The following is a 15552-nucleotide window of genomic DNA, read 5'->3' as shown; positions in this document are numbered from 1 at the left end:
AAAAATGGAAGAAGACGAAGAGAATAGTATCCCAAACGAAGACGAAACTAACGAAGAGTTAAACGAGTCAGCTAGCGAAGAAGGTTTTGAAGACATAAAAACTTCTGCTGGGATGCCGCATTTTTACGAAAATAACGACGAAGGAAGCGATACCATTACCAAAGTTACAGGAATGTACAAAGACTGGTTTTTGGATTATGCTTCTTATGTAATTTTGGAACGTGCAGTTCCTGCTATTGAGGACGGTTTTAAACCCGTACAACGCCGTATTATGCACTCGCTTAAGGAATTAGATGATGGTCGTTACAACAAAGTGGCGAATGTTGTTGGGCACACAATGCAATACCATCCACACGGAGATCAGAGTATTGGTGATGCAATGGTGCAAATTGGCCAAAAAGAATTACTGATAGATTGTCAGGGAAACTGGGGAAATATCCTCACGGGCGATAGCGCAGCAGCTTCCCGTTACATTGAAGCGCGTTTGTCGAAATTCGCTTTAGAGGTTTTGTATTCTCCAAAAATCACCGATTGGGGCGTTTCCTATGATGGTCGTCGTGCCGAACCTAATAATCTTCCTGTAAAATTCCCGTTGCTTTTGGCACAAGGTGCCGAAGGAATTGCCGTAGGACTTTCCACGAAAGTGTTGCCGCATAATTTTATTGAGCTTATTGATGCTTCTATTAAAATATTAAAGGGAAAACCGTTTACGCTTTTTCCAGATTTTCAAACAGCAGGAATTGCGGATGTTTCCAATTATAATGATGGAATGCGTGGCGGACGGGTTCGGGTTCGTGCCAAAATTGCCCAACTGGACAAAAATACTTTGGTAATCACTCAAATTCCGTTTTCGACAAATACGACTACTTTGATTGACAGTATTTTAAAAGCCAATGAAAAAGGGAAAATCAAAATCAAGAAAATCGAGGATAATACCGCTGCCGATGTTGAGATTTTAATCCATCTTTTTCCGGGAGTTTCTCCAGATAAAACAATCGATGCCTTGTTTGCTTTCACGGCTTGCGAAACTTCGGTGGCTCCTTTAGGTTGCGTAATTGAAGACAACAAACCTCTATTTGTAGGGGTTTCGCATATGTTGAAAATTTCTACCGAAAGAACCGTTCAATTGCTGAAAGCAGAATTAGAAATTCAATTAGAAGAACTTAAAAATAAATGGCATTTTTCGACCTTGGAAAAAATATTCATTCGTGAAGAAATGTATATTGATTTCAAGTTGTATTCTGATAGAGAATCTTTGTATGTTTATATGTACGACAGATTTGAGCCTTTCAAAAAATCATTCGTCAGGGAAATTGAAGATGATGATTTGCAAAAATTGACGCAAATTCCAATGATTCGTATTACGCGTTTCGATTCGGATAAAGCGGATGATTTTATTGCAAAATTGGAAGACGAAATGAAAGAAGTACAACATCACTTGGATAATCTAATCGATTTTGCAATTACTTATTTTACACGTTTAAAAGACAAATACGGAAAAGGTCGCGAACGCCAAACGGAGTTGCGCAGTTTCGATAATATCGAGGCAACAAAAGTAGCTTTGAGAAATACCAAATTATTCGTGAATAGGGAAGAAGGCTTTATTGGAACCGGATTGAAGAAAGACGAATATGTTACAGATTGCTCTGATATCGACGACGTGATAGTTTTTCTCCGCGATGGAAAAATGATGATTTGCAAAGTTGATGACAAGAAATTCGTTGGAAAAGATATTATTCACGTGGCTATTTTTGATAAAAGCGACAAACGCACAATTTACAATGTGATTTATCGTGATGGAAAATCAGGTCCATCTTATATTAAACGTTTCAATGTTTCGGGAGTTACACGAGATAAATTATATGATTTGACCAATGAAAACAAAGGATCTCAAGTATTATATTTCACTTGTAATCCAAATGGTGAAGCCGAGGTGATAACGATTATGTTACGCCAAATAGGAACTATCAAAAAACTGAAATGGGATTTAGATTTTGCCGAAATGGCGATAAAAGGACGGGCTTCAAAAGGGAATTTGGTTACGAAATATCCAATTAAGAAAATCGAAATCAAGGAAAAAGGAATTTCGACATTGAAACCAAGAAAAATTTGGTTTGACGATACCGTTCAAAGATTAAACGTCGATGCCAGAGGAGAATTGCTAGGCGAATTTAGGCCTAATGATAAGATCTTGGTGATTTCACAAACTGGGAAATTAAAAGTTATCATACCAGAATTGAGTACACATTTTGATGAAGATATGGTAGTTTTGGAGAAATGGCATCCAAAAAAACCGATTTCAGCCATTTATTATGATGGTGAAAAAGAACGGTATTACATAAAACGCTTTTTGGTAGAAACCGAAGGAAAAGAAGAAAGTTTTATCACGGAACATGCCAAATCACAACTGGAAATTGTCTCGACAGATTATCGTCCGATGGCCGAATTGGTTTTCACGAAAGTGAAAGGGGCTCAAAAAGAAAATCAAACGGTAGATATTGAGAGTTTCATCTCCGTAAAAGGCTTTAAAGCTTTAGGAAATCAATTAACTACCGATAAATTGAAACAAGTAAACTTGCTGGAACCGTTGCCTTACGAAGAACCGGAAGAAGTTATCCCAGAAGAACTGGAAGTCGAAGGGGAAACAGAAGTAAGCATAGTTGATGAAGATATCGAGGGGATTCAGCCCGATGAAGACGGACAAATTACTTTGTTTTAATTAATCGCAAAGTAAATAATGGTTTAAAACAAAGGTCTCAAAGTAGAACAATTACTTTGAGACCTTTGTTTTTTTTAGCGCAATTTGCGGTTAACCTTTATTTCTTTTTCTTCTCCATTTTCATATTCAAAACTTCCACTAAAAGCGAGAAGGAAATCGCAAAATACAAATAGCCTTTTGGCACCGGAGTGACATGGTTTCCAAAGATTAACGCATTCGACAAATGAGCACTTTCCGTGATTAACATAAACCCAATTAAGATTAAAAAGGACAATCCCAAAATTTGAATGGAAGGATGATTATTGACAAAAGTTCCCACAGGAACTGCAAATTGCATCATAATCAAGACCGAAATAACCACAGCTGTAATCATAATATAGAGTGCACCGGCAACACCATTAGTCATACCCACGGCAGTCAGAATACTATCGAAAGAGAAAACTAGGTCGATTAAAATGATTTGGACAATGACACTTCCAAAGGATTTGACAGCAGATTGATTTAAGTTTTTTTCTTCTTCTCCTTTTAAATCTACCTTATCGTGAATTTCTTTCGTGCTTTTATAAATCAGAAACATTCCTCCTAAAAAGAGAATAAGACTTTGACCTGAAACCTGCGCGTTTAGTACACCTAAATTAATGGAGAACCAAGGTTCTTTCATCGCGATGAGGTAAGAAATCCCCAAAAGGAGTGCAATTCTCATAAACATAGCTAAAAACATTCCAATTTTCGTGGCTTTTTTACGTTGTTCAGCCGGTAATTTTCCGGTGACAATCGATATAAAAATGATATTGTCTATTCCGAGTATAATTTCCAGAAAGGTCAATGTTAATAAGGCAATCCAGGCGTCTGGGTTTAAAAATACTTCCATTATATTGAGTTATAAATTATTAGTTATGAGTTTTTCTGCCATCTGCAACCTGCTACCCGCAACCTGCTACCCGCAACCTGCAACCTGCAACCTGCAACCTGCAACCTGAAATCTGCTATCTGAAATCTGCTATTTTCTCCACAGTTCCGCGTTGTTTTTTATCGCTTCCCACAATTCCGAATTCAAAAGTATAGGAATTTTTTGAAGTAGTCAAAATTTTCATGTTAATTGCATTTTTCTCCGCCATATTTTTCGGATGGATTTTTTGCAGGATGTATTCACAATCACTTACCCATCGAATAGTTGAAGTGTCGGTTTTGCCTTCAAAAGTTTCAATTTCGATACTATCATTGCGTTCAAAAACAGTTGTTTTGTTAACGCCGTCAACCTTGTAGTCAAATTTAAATTTTCCGGTTTTAAAATCCTTGCAATTGCGTTCCACATTATAGCAGGAAATCAATACTAGGAACAGAGGCAGAATAAGTATTTTTTTCATTTGTTGACTTTGTTACTTTATTTCAATTTATTTAATTCATCATCCGTAAAATTCCTGATGCTTTTCTCTTTGGAGAATTTGTCTGAGTTGTAACTATTGGACTTGTTTTTTGGAATAGACAAACTGGTCCATTCACTTTTTTTCAACATTTTGGCATAGAAAACAATTTGGCCAACATGATACGGATAATGTGCTAACTGGCGGTTTATCGCTTCAATCACAGTGTGCCCTTCGTTTCTAATATAGATAATTTCCGAAAGCTGTTCTGCTTTTAATCCGTTCAAGGCTTCAAAAAAACAATCCCAACCTTTATTCCAGAAAGTCATAATGGATTCTTTGTCATTCCCCTCCAAAGAGGAATCAAATTCCAAATCCCGATTGCGCCATTCTTTTTCGCCATCTGTTGTCAAAAAATCAGTCCAGCGCGAAAGCATATTTCCAGAAAGGTGCTTCACAATCGTGGCAATACTATTGGTGTCTTCATTTATCGAAACAAAAAGCTGTTCGGGTTCGAGTTGATCCATTGCTTTTTCTCCCAATGTTTTATAATAGAGAAATTGCTTTTTTACGCTTTCTAAATAGGAATTTGTTGCTTCCATATTACTCAATTTTAATATCATATTTATCTAAAAGTCCGACAATTCCTTGGGTCGAAAATTGGGCTTTCTTCATTGGATTAAATTCGGGATCAATTTTATAATTATGTGCTGTTCTAAAATCTACGCCTGCTAATTGGGTGTCATTAAAAATGGCATTCTCTAAATTACAATTTTCAAAAACCGAATGGGTGAGATTAGTTCCAATAAAAGAAACTTCTTTCATCGAACAAGAATCGAACTTCGTTTTGGGCATTTTCTTATTGGCAAAAGACGAATAATCCAAAGCACAATCCTGAAAACTGACACTAAATAAGAAATTTGCACAAGATTGGAATTGAATCCCAAGCAATTTGCAATTCTTGAAATGAACCGTTTTCAAACTTGTAGCGGCTAATTGCGTCATCGAAAGGTTGCAATCAATGAACTCACAATCCATAAAAGTATTGTTCGAGAAATCGCTATTCGAGAAATCACAGTTCTTGAAAATACAATCTTCAAACTCCCGATGATTGACTTTTTTGTCTATGAAAGAGACTTTTTCAAATGTTTTATGGGTGTGTATCAGGTTTTCCATTAATCATTAAATAAACTTCGCATCATTATCTTAAATCCCAAAAAAGCCAAATAAACAGCGCCCACACAAGTTGCGATTCCGATTCCTAAAACCAAATAATGCCAATCATTTTGCTTGTTGATAAACGCATTGTGAATCAGAGATGGCCCAATAAAAAGCAAAGGCAAAGCCAACGCTAATTTTTTAATTCCTTTGGATAATAGTTCTTTGTTAGTTGACATTGAATTTTGTTTAAAGTTTTTAAATACCGAAAAAAACTGCTAACTGCAACCTGAAATCTGCTCACTGCGACTGACCACTGACCACTGATCACTGACCACTATAATTATCAACTGCCTTTCTCACACTTCCATATTTTTCGAGCAATTTTGCGGCTACTTCGTACGAAACAGGAATTTCACCCATAATCATTTTTACACCGCGATCCACGAGTTTGATGTTGCTCAATTGCATATCAACCATTTTATTGCCTTTCACTTTTCCCAGTTGAATCATGGCTGTAGTTGAAATCATATTAAGTACTAATTTCTGTGCTGTTCCTGCTTTCATTCTGGAACTTCCGGTTACGAATTCAGGACCAACAACGACTTCTATCGGGAATTTTGCAGTTAGTGAAAGTGGACTTCCCTGATTGCATGTGATGCAACCCGTAATGATGTTTTTATCGTTGCACGCCTGCAAACCGCCAATAACATAAGGCGTTGTTCCTGAAGCGGCAATCCCAATCACGACATCATTTTCGTTGATTTGGTGTGCTTGTAAATCAACCCAGGCTTGCTTGGCATCATCCTCGGCATTTTCAACAGCTTTGCGAATGGCTTTGTCACCACCGGCAATGATTCCGTTGACCATCTCTGCGGGAACACCAAATGTTGGCGGACACTCCGAAGCATCAAGAATTCCCAAACGCCCAGAAGTTCCTGCGCCAATGTAAAACAATCGACCACCCAATTTCATTTTAGCAACAATTTGAGTTACTAAAGTTGCTATTTGAGGCAAGGCTTTTTCTACGGCAAGAGGTACCGTTTTGTCTTCCTGATTCATATTAAATAGCAATTCTTGAACCGACATTTTTTCTAAATGTTCGTATTTCGAGGATTGTTCGGTGGTTTTTGTGAAATTCATTTTGTCTATTTAACTAATTCAAAAATAATCTTTTTTGATCGCAAAGTCATTGTGGCACAAAGTTTTTTTATGTATTGAATTGCGTGAGGGATAGCAGTGGAAATCCCACACTTTTTAGTGTGGATTGTAGCGAATAGCCCGACCCTTGTGGTCACGCCCAAAATCATATAAAATACGCCAACGCAATCCCAAACAAGATCATCGAAACCTTAGCAATATTAAATTTATGTCCTTCACTGCTTTCGAAAATGATGGTGGACGAAATATGGAATAATATCCCGATGACGATAGCCGTAATTTCAGTGTAATAATCGTTTAATATTGGCAAATAATCCGATAAGATGGTTCCCAGCGGAGTCATTATCGCGAAAGTAATCATAAAGGCAAAAATGGCTTTTTTGTCCAGACTTGAATTGATAAAAAAGGTAGTCAGAATGATGGCGATGGGCAAATGATGAATGGCAATTCCCACTGCTAAATTGTGATGGTGACTCACGGGAAATCCTTCCAAGAATGCGTGAATACAAAGACTGATAAAAAGCAGCCAAGGCATTTGTTCCATTTTATCGTGCCCGTGAACGTGACCATGTTCGGCGCCTTTAGAGAAAAATTCCAATATAATCTGGAATAAAATCCCCGCCATTATAAAAAGTCCAATGTTAGGATTGTCACTTTTATATACGTCAGGTAACAAGTGCATCACGGTTAACGACAATAAAAACGAACCGCTGAAAGCCAACAGTAATTTAAGGTTGGTTTTGTTTTTTGGTTTCAAAAACAAGGCAATAATGTAACCTATCAGTACAGAAAATAAGGGTAAAAGGTAGTTCATATTTTTGTTTAACTGCATAAACGATTAATCGATTAACCGTTTAACCTATTTAAATATCATTATTAATCGTTCGCTATCGGTTTTGTGGAATTTTTTCAATTTATAATCTCCAAAAATATCCAAAAGATAAATCCCGGCTTCTTCCATTAATTCTTCAAAATCCTTGAGGGTTAAGGCTTTTACCTTTTCAGTGAAATGAAATTTCTCTCCTTGGTCTTCAAAATCAATTTCTTTATAAATATGGCCTTCACTTACATATCGTTTGATATGAAAATCGATTTCATCTACTGTTTTGACTTCATCGGCAACTAAATTATTGACAACTTGGTTGACGTTCATAAAGTCGATTACGGCAAAACCATATTCGGTTAAGCTCTCTTTCATCGCCTTCAAAGTCGTCAGATTGTCTTCGTCATTTTCGAAATAACCAAAGCTGGTAAACAAATTAAAGATAGCGTCAAATTTATCTTCGAAAGTTTCACGCATATCGTGAACTTGAAAATGCAGGGTTTCATTTTGGTTTTTATTGGCTTCGGCAATGCTGTTTTCAGACAAATCAGCACCCACGACTTCATAGCCCAATTGGTTCAGATAAATGGAATGACGGCCTTTGCCACAGGCCAAATCCAGCACTTTAGCTTTTTCGGGGAGGTTGAGGTAATGCGTCAGATTGTCCATAAAAACCTGGGCTTCTCTATAATTTCGTTCTTTATAAAGGATATGATAATAAGGAGTATCAAACCAAGAGGCGAACCAAGTGCTTTTTTTGGATTTTTCGGAATTCGGCATTTATTTGAATTTCAATTAAAATGCAAATTTAGTCTATTTTAGACAAAACAGGGTGCATTTATGCATTGAATTCTAGGTTAAAGAATTTTGTTTTTTATATTCTCCTTCCTTGTATTAGTCTTAATATTATTGCTATTACAGCAATTACAAGAAGAATATGAATAATCGCTCCTGCGCTATAAGCAAAGTAACCTATTGCCCAAAGGAAGATTAAAATTACTGCGATTGTGTAGAGAAGATTGCTCATAATGTTTGTTTTTTAATGATTAAAAATTGCAGTATAAAGCTTGGTTTTGGATATTATTAACCTTCTATTTTTTATATTAAAAACGTGTTACTAAGGTAGTTAGAATTACTAATAAAAACTCATAAAGAAGCGTTAAAAGTCTATTTTGTTATTGACAATCAAGCATTTAACAATAGGTTGTGTCAGAATCGAATTTACCGTTTAGATGATGATCAAGATGTTGATTGTTTTGGGAGAATCAATTATGGGTTTTGGGTTAGGTTTTTTGCGGAATTCGGCATTTATTCTATTTCTATTAATTCAATTCCTCTAAATTTAATGTATTTTTGCAACGAATACTTGATTTTACAATGGAAAATAATTTTAGAATGATTGCCAAAACCTTTTTTGGTTTTGAAGAAATACTGGCAAACGAATTGAAAATGCTGGGCGCACAAGACGTGGAGCAAGGCGTAAGAATGGTCAGTTTTAAAGGAGATAAGGGCTTTATGTACAAAGCGAACTTAGCTTTGAGAACCGCTTTGAAAATATTGAAACCTATTTATTTCTTTAAAGCAAGAGACGAAAATGCATTATATAAAGGAATTTCAGGAGTAAATTGGTCGAAATTTATCAGTGCAAACCAGACTTTTGTGATTGATGCAACCGTGCATTCAGAGTATTTTAATCATTCGGAATTTGTTTCCCAAAAATGTAAAGATGCCATCGTGGACCAATTCCGCGAAAGAACGGGACAACGTCCGAGTATCGAAAAAATACATCCTGATTTAAGAATAAATATTCATATTGACAAAGATCAAGTTTCGGTAGCGCTGGATACTTCCGGAAATTCGTTGCACCAAAGAGGATATAGAACAGCTACCAATATTGCGCCTATCAACGAAGTTTTGGCAGCAGGAATATTGCTGCTTTCAGGTTGGGATGGACAAGGTGATTTCTTGGATCCAATGTGTGGTTCCGGAACGTTCTTGGCTGAAGCCGCAATGATCGCCTGTAATATTCCGGCAAACATCAACCGTAAAGAATTTGCTTTCGAAAAATGGAACGATTGGGATAATGATTTGTTTGACCAAATTATGGATTCTCTGATGAAGAAAATTCGAGAATTTCATTACACCATAAAAGGATACGACAAAGCGCCAAGTGCTGTGATGAAAGCCAAAGACAATGTCAAAAACGCTAATTTAGACGAATACATCACTATCGAAGAACGTAACTTTTTCGACACAGAGAAAACTACCCAAGGAAAATTGCATATGGTTTTCAATCCTCCTTACGATGAACGATTGGACATTCATATGGAAGAATTCTACAAGAATATTGGCGATACTTTGAAGAAAAATTATCCGGGAACAAACGCCTGGTTCATTACCGGAAACCTCGAAGCTTTGAAATTTGTTGGATTAAAACCTTCCCGAAAAATCAAACTTTTCAACGCCAGCATCGAAGCCAGATTGGTGAAATACGAAATGTATGAAGGAAGCAAGAGAACAAAATTCCAGACAGCAGAAGGCAGTTAGCAGGTTTCAGATGATATCAACTTTAAAATTTAAACTTTTTTAAACTTTAAACTAAAAATATGACCAAATTACAAGTACGTGCCTTTCTATACCAACTGGGTTGTTTCGCGATATTATTCATCTCAATCCAATATTTATTGGCAAGATTTACTCATTTAACGGGATTCTGGATTCCGTTTACCGCTTTTGTGGTAGGAACAATTTTGTCTCCAAAATTTCAGGCAGCCAAAACCAAAGACGGCGAAAAACTATTTATGTCGTGGCTGTTTATAAAAGGAATTAAGGAAATAGGGTAGAGAGAATTACGAATGTAAAATTACGAATTACGAATTGAGAAAATGAATTATTAAATTTTATTGATTTTTAGTACGTAAGGTTTTCTGAATGGAGCCAATGATTTTTAATAACTCGTTTACGTCAAGTAATAAACTTTCATTTTCTTTTTTTGAAATATAATCGGTATCGGTTAATAATCGAATCCAATAATGGGTTTCTCTGGCTTCTTTATAGGCAATAGTGAGTTTAGCAAAAAAATCCTTGTCAGTTTGTCCTCCAATAGCTTCCTCAATATTCGTTCCTATTGATGTGCCTGAGCGAAGTAATTGTTTACTCAATACGAACTCCTTTTTTTCTTCACACAAGTATTTATATACTTTCACAATTCTTACAGCAAAGGCATAACTTTTAATTTGAATAATATTCTCTTTCATATAATCCAGTAATTATTATACTTCTCTTAACGTGGTATTTCGTAATTCTCAATTCGTAATTAATTTATTTCACCCGGTAATTCGTAATTCCTAATTCGTAATTATTTTATTTCACCCCGTAATTCGTAATTCTCAATTCGTAATTATTTATTTTTAGGTTTAACAGTTTTCTTATAAAGCGGAACAAAATAAGTCACCGTATAATTGAATCCGGCTCCAAAATTACCGGCATACGTTCTGTTGAATCCCGGAATATAAAGGTTTTCGAAGTTATCGCTTGGTTTTTTATCGGCAACCAATACATTCAGACGAAGACTGAAACCCACGAAAATATTGTTGATTACTTTTACTTTTATACCTGTCACTACTTCAATCCAACTCGCTGTTAACCCATTGAATTCTTCTCCGGAAGGTTTCCAAGGCATCTCACCCCAATAAGGATATGCATTGTAAGTTTTGTAACTGTTCAATCGTTGGCTAAAAGTACTTACGCCATAGCGCAAACCAATGGATATGATGTTCTCCATATCCAACCAGTTTTCATAAGCATTATAATCAAAACCCACTTTAAGATAAGTGCCTTTTGTATTGGTATTTAAGCGGTCGTCTTCGGTAGTTTTATCTTCACTTCCAAGTTCAGCAGCCAAAAAATATTTTTTCGTCAGGCGATAATCACCTACTAATTCAATGCCTTTATAATTCGAATCATACAAACCACGTGTTAATTTGTACAAGTCAACACCCACTCGCAAACCATAACGATCCTTTTTTACGGGAATAATATTATCGGTTTTTGCAGCTTCCAATGGATTCACTGTTGCTTGCTTTGGAGCTTCCGGAATATCGCCTTGAATTTTAGTTCTTGGAGACGAAGTTTTCTTTGGAATAGTGTCTTGTGCTTGTGCCAAAAACAAAAACAACAGCAGCCAAATACTAAAAAAATACTTTAATGTGTGTTTCATTTTCGTTATCTATATTATTTTTTTCAACTGAAATATATTGCATCCATTTTAGTAGTTTGCTTTCAGGTACAGCAGTATGAACATATTTATTGTTTGGATCGAAAGTGAAAAGGGTTTTAAAACCGCAAGCTCTCGATACAAAAATATCGTTTCGTGTATAATTAAACGTAATTTTATCAATGTCTATTAATGTTGGATTTGAATTGCCAGAATTTAGGATAAAATTATATGTTGTACTGTTTGCGTCCGTTTTTAAGGGAATTGAAATAGTGGTTCCGTTGGTCAGGTATTTTGCTTCTCCTGTGGCACTTTCATTGAAAACAATTCCTTCTGTCATTCCTTCACCAATGACTTTTAGATTTGTCACATTTTTTAAAACAGAAGCATTGGTAATATTATAAAATTCAATCACAAGTCGGGGAGTTGTAGACGTGTTTGCGTCACAAATATCATCTTTCTCACAACTGGAGAAAGAGAACGTTGCAATTAATAAAAGTATAAGTATTTTTTTCATAAATTTTTTAAATATCAATGGCAATATCAATGGCAAAATTCAATTTCAATAATAACTGCAACCTGCAACCTGCAACCTGCAACCTGCCGTCTGCAATCTGCCGTCTGCAATCTGCAACCCTATCTTCTCTCCAAAAGTACAACATTTTCTACGTGATGCGTTTGCGGAAACATATCAACCGGACGAACGCGGCTTACCTTGTACTTTTCATCCATTAAAGCCAAATCACGTGCTTGTGTAGCAGAGTTACAGCTTACATATACGATTTTTGAAGGTTCAATCTTCATAATTTGTTCAATTACGTCTTTGTGCATTCCATCGCGTGGCGGATCAGTGATGATGACATCGGGCTTGCCGTGCTGCGCAATAAAACTTTCGTTGAAAACCACTTTCATATCGCCTACATAAAACTCACAATTCGAAATGTTGTTGCGTTCGGCATTGGCTTTAGCATCAATAATTGCTTCAGGAACACTTTCTACTCCAATAACTTTCTTGGCATTTTTCGACACAAATTGGGCAATTGTTCCCGTTCCGGTATATAAATCATAAACGATTTCGTTGCCAGTAAGGCCAGCAAAATCTCTTGTGATTTTATATAATTCGTAGGCTTGGTCGGAGTTGGTTTGGTAAAAGGACTTGGCATTAATGCTAAATTTTAAACCTTCCATTTCTTCTAAGATGTAATCTCTTCCTTTATATAGCTTGATGTTTTGGTCGTATAAAGTGTCGTTTGCCTTGTTGTTGACCACATATTGTAGCGAGGTAATCTGAGGGAATTTCTCGTAAACATAATCGAGAAGCAATTCTCTACTGGCTTTGTCATTTTCGAAAAACTGAATCAAAACCATAATTTCTCCAGTCGAAGCCGTTCGCATCATCAGAGTTCTGAGCAAGCCTTCGTGATTTCTTGGATTGAAAAAAGTCAGCGCATTTTCATTGGCGAAAGCCCGAATTGCATTCCGAATTGCATTTGATGGGTCTTCCTGTAAATGACATTTGTTGATGTCCAAAATCTTGTCCCACATTTTCGGAATATGGAAACCCAAAGCGTTTCTATTTCCTAAGTCTTCTGTGCTACCAATTTCTTTTTCGGTCAGCCAACGACTGTTCGAAAACGAAAACTCCATTTTGTTTCTGTAAAAAAACTGTTTCTCTGAACCCAGTATTGGTTCAAACTCGGGAAGTTCTATTTTCCCGATGCGAAGTAAATGGTTTAAAACCTCATTTTGTTTGTAATATAATTGCTGGTTGTAGTTCATATTCTGCCATTTGCAACCGCCACAAACGCCAAAATGTTCGCAAACCGGTTCAATCCGATACTCTGAATATTCGTGAAATTTCACTGCTTTTCCTTCGTAATATGCCTTGCGCTTTTTGAAAGTTTGCACATCAATCACGTCGCCGGGAACGACATTAGGGATAAAAATTACTTTTCCATCCGGGGCTTTTGCCACCGAAACGCCTTTTGCGCCTGCATCAAGGACTTTTATATGATCAAAAACGATCTTGTCTGTATTTTTCTTAGCCATAGCGCAAAAATAAGGCTTTGGATGGTTTTATAAATTTTAATTGGGAAATATTTTCAACAAGGTTTATTTATTTGGGATTTATCAAGAGAAAAATTGGTTTCAGGCGGACTTCTCATTGAGTTAAAATCATTTTAAAGGGTTTAAAACTAAGGCTATAAATGATGAATTAAAGATAAAAAGGTAGAATTAATCTTAATAAGTAGTGAAAAGTGTAGTTTAAAGGTTTTATTAACACTTTCATCGAAAAAAAGTACCAACTGTATTTTATTTATATAGTTTCGTTTTTAAATTCACAAAAAGTATACAATTCAACTTTAATAAATAGCTAAAACAGCAAAGTTTTATGCTGTTTTTTAGAAGGAGTCAAATACCAATAATTGAGTTTAAATGGAATCCCAAATTCTATTATTTTTAATCATTTTTTAAGTAAATTATTTAAGTATGAAAACATTTCTACGTAAATTCGGAATCTTCGCCATAGTATTTGTAATGGCCAATTTGTTTTTTTCGAGCGCTGCTTTTGGGCAGGCAACGGTTTCAACAGATTTATTGGATTACCCACCGGGAGCTACTGCCATTATTACCGGGGCTGGATTTCAGCCGGGTGAAATAGTAGAATTGCACGTAGAGCACGCAGACGGTGATCCTTTGGGGATTGATCCTCAGTATCACGTGCCTTGGGAGGTGGCTGCAGATTCGAATGGGGGATTCACTACTTCTTGGTTTGTTCCAACAGATGGTGATGCCCTTGGTGCAAAATTCTTGTTGAGTGCTCACGGAAATATGGGTTCTGTGGCTGAGTGGACGTTTACAGATGGTACATTAACGATAAGTACAGACCTTTTAAATAAGGCAGTGTACTGTACGGGTCAGGAAATGATTGTATATTTTAGTACTACGGGGACAACTGCCGGTTTTAATTCCACTAATTTTTCTGCACAAATAAGTAACCCTGGTGGTCAATTTAATAACAATAGTCCCATTCTCACAATAACTACAGCCCCGGTACAGATTTCTACTGATGGTTTTACAGCCTACTGGAAAATGGGTGTGACAGTACCTACAATTAATAGTGGAGGGGGTAATCATTATGCTTTGCGTGTAAATTATGATACAATACTTGTGGTCGGCTATCCTGATGTTCCTGGCACTAAGCTTGAACAAGTAAGAAATGCTCCTTTGCAACTTTATGGAAGCGTAACGGCATTCTCTGTGACGGTTTCAAATAGTGGAAATGCTTGTCCATCTGGAGTAACGATAACTCTAGGAGGTTCTGAGGTTGGAGTTTCTTACCAGTTATATCGAAACAGTATTGCAGTAGGTAGTCCAAAAATAGGGATAGTATGCTCCGGAGGTGGTTGCAATATTTTATTTACGAATATAACTATAGGAGGTACATATACAGTCATTGGCAGTATAAATGGAGGTTGTGTAGGCAATATGAGCAATTCTGTAAGCGTTACAAGTGGAGCGGTGTCTGCTCCAATTGTCGGGGATCAGAATTTTTGTTCTGGTGTACCAGCTTCTCCAACAGTTGCAAATTTGCCGCAGGGTGGTGGTACTTATAAATGGTACGATAATTTATTTAATTTTTTAAGTTCTGGTACTTTACTTTCAACTGGAACCTATTATGTTACACAAACAAGTGGTGGTTGCGAAAGTGCTCCTACAACTGTAAATGTAAAAGTACCAGCTTCGCCATCATTTATCTTAGGAGCAAGTTCTACCCGTTGCCAAGCAGCTGGAGATGTTTCTTATGCTGCAACTGGAGCTGCATTTATAACTTATAGTCTAGATGCTATTTCACTTGGGGCAGGAAATTTTATTGATACAGCAACTGGTTTGGTAACCTATGTTGCAGGATATTATGGTACCAATACTGTCACGGCAAGTGCAATAGGCTGTTTTGGGACAGTGACTGCAACACATACGGTAACTACTAAACCTAAAGCTATTGCTGGAGGGATAATCGGAAGCACAAGTGTTTGTATGGGAGCAAGTAATATAGTTTATTCTATTGGCCCTGTAGTTTTAGCTACTTCTTATAGTTGGACCGTACCTT

17 protein-coding genes are annotated in these 15552 nt (G+C 36.4%); 4 read left to right on the top strand and 13 right to left on the bottom strand.

What is annotated here, in order from left to right; all coding sequences use genetic code 11:
- The first annotated feature begins 4 nt into the window (after positions 1-4).
- Positions 5-2719: a DNA gyrase/topoisomerase IV subunit A gene (locus tag ACH2BV_RS01720; RefSeq protein ID WP_395048835.1), complete on the top strand. Its 2715-nt coding sequence runs from the start codon at positions 5-7 to the stop codon at positions 2717-2719.
- A gap of 97 nt (positions 2720-2816) precedes the next feature.
- Here ACH2BV_RS01720 and ACH2BV_RS01715 read toward each other — a convergent pair whose 3' ends face one another.
- The 9 genes from ACH2BV_RS01715 to ACH2BV_RS01675 all read right to left on the bottom strand — a co-directional run bounded on the left by ACH2BV_RS01715 (position 2817) and on the right by ACH2BV_RS01675 (position 8252).
- Positions 2817-3590, bottom strand: a complete 774-nt coding sequence (locus ACH2BV_RS01715) for a TerC family protein (RefSeq protein ID WP_395048833.1) — start codon at positions 3588-3590, stop codon at positions 2817-2819.
- 115 nt (positions 3591-3705) lie between these two features.
- Positions 3706-4086 carry a DNA topoisomerase IV gene (locus ACH2BV_RS01710; RefSeq protein WP_395048832.1) on the bottom strand — a complete coding sequence of 127 codons (381 nt, stop codon included), beginning with the start codon at positions 4084-4086 and terminating at the stop codon, positions 3706-3708.
- A gap of 17 nt (positions 4087-4103) precedes the next feature.
- The gene (locus ACH2BV_RS01705; RefSeq protein WP_395048830.1) at positions 4104-4685 is read right to left on the bottom strand and encodes a DUF1572 family protein; all 582 of its coding nucleotides are present in this window, start codon (positions 4683-4685) and stop codon (positions 4104-4106) included.
- 1 nt (position 4686) lies between these two features.
- On the bottom strand, positions 4687-5259 hold the full coding sequence (locus ACH2BV_RS01700) for a pentapeptide repeat-containing protein (RefSeq protein WP_395048828.1): 573 nt from the start codon (positions 5257-5259) through the stop codon (positions 4687-4689).
- Complete coding sequence (locus ACH2BV_RS01695) at positions 5259-5480, bottom strand: DUF6095 family protein (protein WP_395048827.1); 222 nt, start codon at positions 5478-5480, stop codon at positions 5259-5261. The genes ACH2BV_RS01700 and ACH2BV_RS01695 overlap by 1 nt, the downstream gene beginning before the upstream one ends.
- 88 nt (positions 5481-5568) lie before the next feature.
- Positions 5569-6384, bottom strand: coding sequence for an N-acetylmuramic acid 6-phosphate etherase (gene murQ / locus ACH2BV_RS01690; protein ID WP_395048826.1), 816 nt, complete (start codon positions 6382-6384; stop codon positions 5569-5571).
- A 163-nt stretch (positions 6385-6547) separates the two neighbouring features.
- Positions 6548-7216 (bottom strand): ZIP family metal transporter, encoded by a 669-nt coding sequence (locus tag ACH2BV_RS01685; protein ID WP_395048825.1) that lies wholly within the window; start codon positions 7214-7216, stop codon positions 6548-6550.
- A 45-nt stretch (positions 7217-7261) separates the two neighbouring features.
- On the bottom strand, positions 7262-8005 hold the full coding sequence (locus ACH2BV_RS01680; protein ID WP_395048823.1) for a class I SAM-dependent methyltransferase: 744 nt from the start codon (positions 8003-8005) through the stop codon (positions 7262-7264).
- Positions 8006-8099: 94 nt separating this feature from the next.
- A complete protein-coding gene (locus ACH2BV_RS01675; RefSeq protein WP_395048821.1) occupies positions 8100-8252 on the bottom strand; it encodes a lmo0937 family membrane protein in 153 nt (50 codons plus the stop codon).
- Positions 8253-8602: 350 nt separating this feature from the next.
- Here ACH2BV_RS01675 and ACH2BV_RS01670 point away from each other — a divergent pair, with 350 nt between their 5' ends.
- Positions 8603-9772 carry a class I SAM-dependent RNA methyltransferase gene (locus ACH2BV_RS01670; protein ID WP_395048890.1) on the top strand — a complete coding sequence of 390 codons (1170 nt, stop codon included), beginning with the start codon at positions 8603-8605 and terminating at the stop codon, positions 9770-9772.
- A gap of 59 nt (positions 9773-9831) precedes the next feature.
- The gene (locus ACH2BV_RS01665) at positions 9832-10068 is read left to right on the top strand and encodes a hypothetical protein (RefSeq protein ID WP_395048820.1); all 237 of its coding nucleotides are present in this window, start codon (positions 9832-9834) and stop codon (positions 10066-10068) included.
- A gap of 57 nt (positions 10069-10125) precedes the next feature.
- Here the strand turns inward: ACH2BV_RS01665 and ACH2BV_RS01660 are convergent, their stop codons facing one another.
- The 4 genes from ACH2BV_RS01660 to rlmD all read right to left on the bottom strand — a co-directional run bounded on the left by ACH2BV_RS01660 (position 10126) and on the right by rlmD (position 13490).
- Positions 10126-10482, bottom strand: a complete 357-nt coding sequence (locus tag ACH2BV_RS01660; protein ID WP_395048819.1) for a four helix bundle protein — start codon at positions 10480-10482, stop codon at positions 10126-10128.
- Positions 10483-10625: 143 nt separating this feature from the next.
- Positions 10626-11444 (bottom strand): DUF6048 family protein, encoded by an 819-nt coding sequence (locus tag ACH2BV_RS01655; RefSeq protein WP_395048818.1) that lies wholly within the window; start codon positions 11442-11444, stop codon positions 10626-10628.
- The gene (locus ACH2BV_RS01650; protein WP_395048817.1) at positions 11416-11958 is read right to left on the bottom strand and encodes a DUF6452 family protein; all 543 of its coding nucleotides are present in this window, start codon (positions 11956-11958) and stop codon (positions 11416-11418) included. Before ACH2BV_RS01650 ends, ACH2BV_RS01655 begins: the two co-directional genes overlap by 29 nt.
- A gap of 119 nt (positions 11959-12077) precedes the next feature.
- Complete coding sequence (gene rlmD, locus ACH2BV_RS01645; protein WP_395048815.1) at positions 12078-13490, bottom strand: 23S rRNA (uracil(1939)-C(5))-methyltransferase RlmD; 1413 nt, start codon at positions 13488-13490, stop codon at positions 12078-12080.
- 441 nt (positions 13491-13931) lie between these two features.
- On the opposite strand from rlmD, the gene ACH2BV_RS01640 reads away from it, so the two are divergent.
- On the top strand, positions 13932-15552 hold a 1621-nt coding region (locus ACH2BV_RS01640; RefSeq protein WP_395048814.1), incomplete at its 3' end, for a hypothetical protein.

Source organism: Flavobacterium sp., from assembly GCF_043780635.1.
In the GTDB taxonomy this organism is placed as follows: Bacteria; Bacteroidota; Bacteroidia; order Flavobacteriales; family Flavobacteriaceae; genus Flavobacterium.
The sequence above is the reverse complement of the archived record's forward strand: the minus strand, read 5'-3'. Positions and strand labels throughout refer to the sequence as shown.

What these genes read in the sequence shown, in the direction of transcription:
- ACH2BV_RS01720 (WP_395048835.1), top strand. Translation starts at nt 5, where the DNA reads ATGGAAGAAGACGAAGAGAATAGTATCCCAAACGAAGACGAAACTAAC.
- ACH2BV_RS01715 (WP_395048833.1), bottom strand. Translation starts at nt 3,590, where the DNA reads ATGGAAGTATTTTTAAACCCAGACGCCTGGATTGCCTTATTAACATTG.
- ACH2BV_RS01710 (WP_395048832.1), bottom strand. Translation starts at nt 4,086, where the DNA reads ATGAAAAAAATACTTATTCTGCCTCTGTTCCTAGTATTGATTTCCTGC.
- ACH2BV_RS01705 (WP_395048830.1), bottom strand. Translation starts at nt 4,685, where the DNA reads ATGGAAGCAACAAATTCCTATTTAGAAAGCGTAAAAAAGCAATTTCTC.
- ACH2BV_RS01700 (WP_395048828.1), bottom strand. Translation starts at nt 5,259, where the DNA reads ATGGAAAACCTGATACACACCCATAAAACATTTGAAAAAGTCTCTTTC.
- ACH2BV_RS01695 (WP_395048827.1), bottom strand. Translation starts at nt 5,480, where the DNA reads ATGTCAACTAACAAAGAACTATTATCCAAAGGAATTAAAAAATTAGCG.
- murQ (WP_395048826.1), bottom strand. Translation starts at nt 6,384, where the DNA reads ATGAATTTCACAAAAACCACCGAACAATCCTCGAAATACGAACATTTA.
- ACH2BV_RS01685 (WP_395048825.1), bottom strand. Translation starts at nt 7,216, where the DNA reads ATGAACTACCTTTTACCCTTATTTTCTGTACTGATAGGTTACATTATT.
- ACH2BV_RS01680 (WP_395048823.1), bottom strand. Translation starts at nt 8,005, where the DNA reads ATGCCGAATTCCGAAAAATCCAAAAAAAGCACTTGGTTCGCCTCTTGG.
- ACH2BV_RS01675 (WP_395048821.1), bottom strand. Translation starts at nt 8,252, where the DNA reads ATGAGCAATCTTCTCTACACAATCGCAGTAATTTTAATCTTCCTTTGG.
- ACH2BV_RS01670 (WP_395048890.1), top strand. Translation starts at nt 8,603, where the DNA reads ATGGAAAATAATTTTAGAATGATTGCCAAAACCTTTTTTGGTTTTGAA.
- ACH2BV_RS01665 (WP_395048820.1), top strand. Translation starts at nt 9,832, where the DNA reads ATGACCAAATTACAAGTACGTGCCTTTCTATACCAACTGGGTTGTTTC.
- ACH2BV_RS01660 (WP_395048819.1), bottom strand. Translation starts at nt 10,482, where the DNA reads ATGAAAGAGAATATTATTCAAATTAAAAGTTATGCCTTTGCTGTAAGA.
- ACH2BV_RS01655 (WP_395048818.1), bottom strand. Translation starts at nt 11,444, where the DNA reads ATGAAACACACATTAAAGTATTTTTTTAGTATTTGGCTGCTGTTGTTT.
- ACH2BV_RS01650 (WP_395048817.1), bottom strand. Translation starts at nt 11,958, where the DNA reads ATGAAAAAAATACTTATACTTTTATTAATTGCAACGTTCTCTTTCTCC.
- rlmD (WP_395048815.1), bottom strand. Translation starts at nt 13,490, where the DNA reads ATGGCTAAGAAAAATACAGACAAGATCGTTTTTGATCATATAAAAGTC.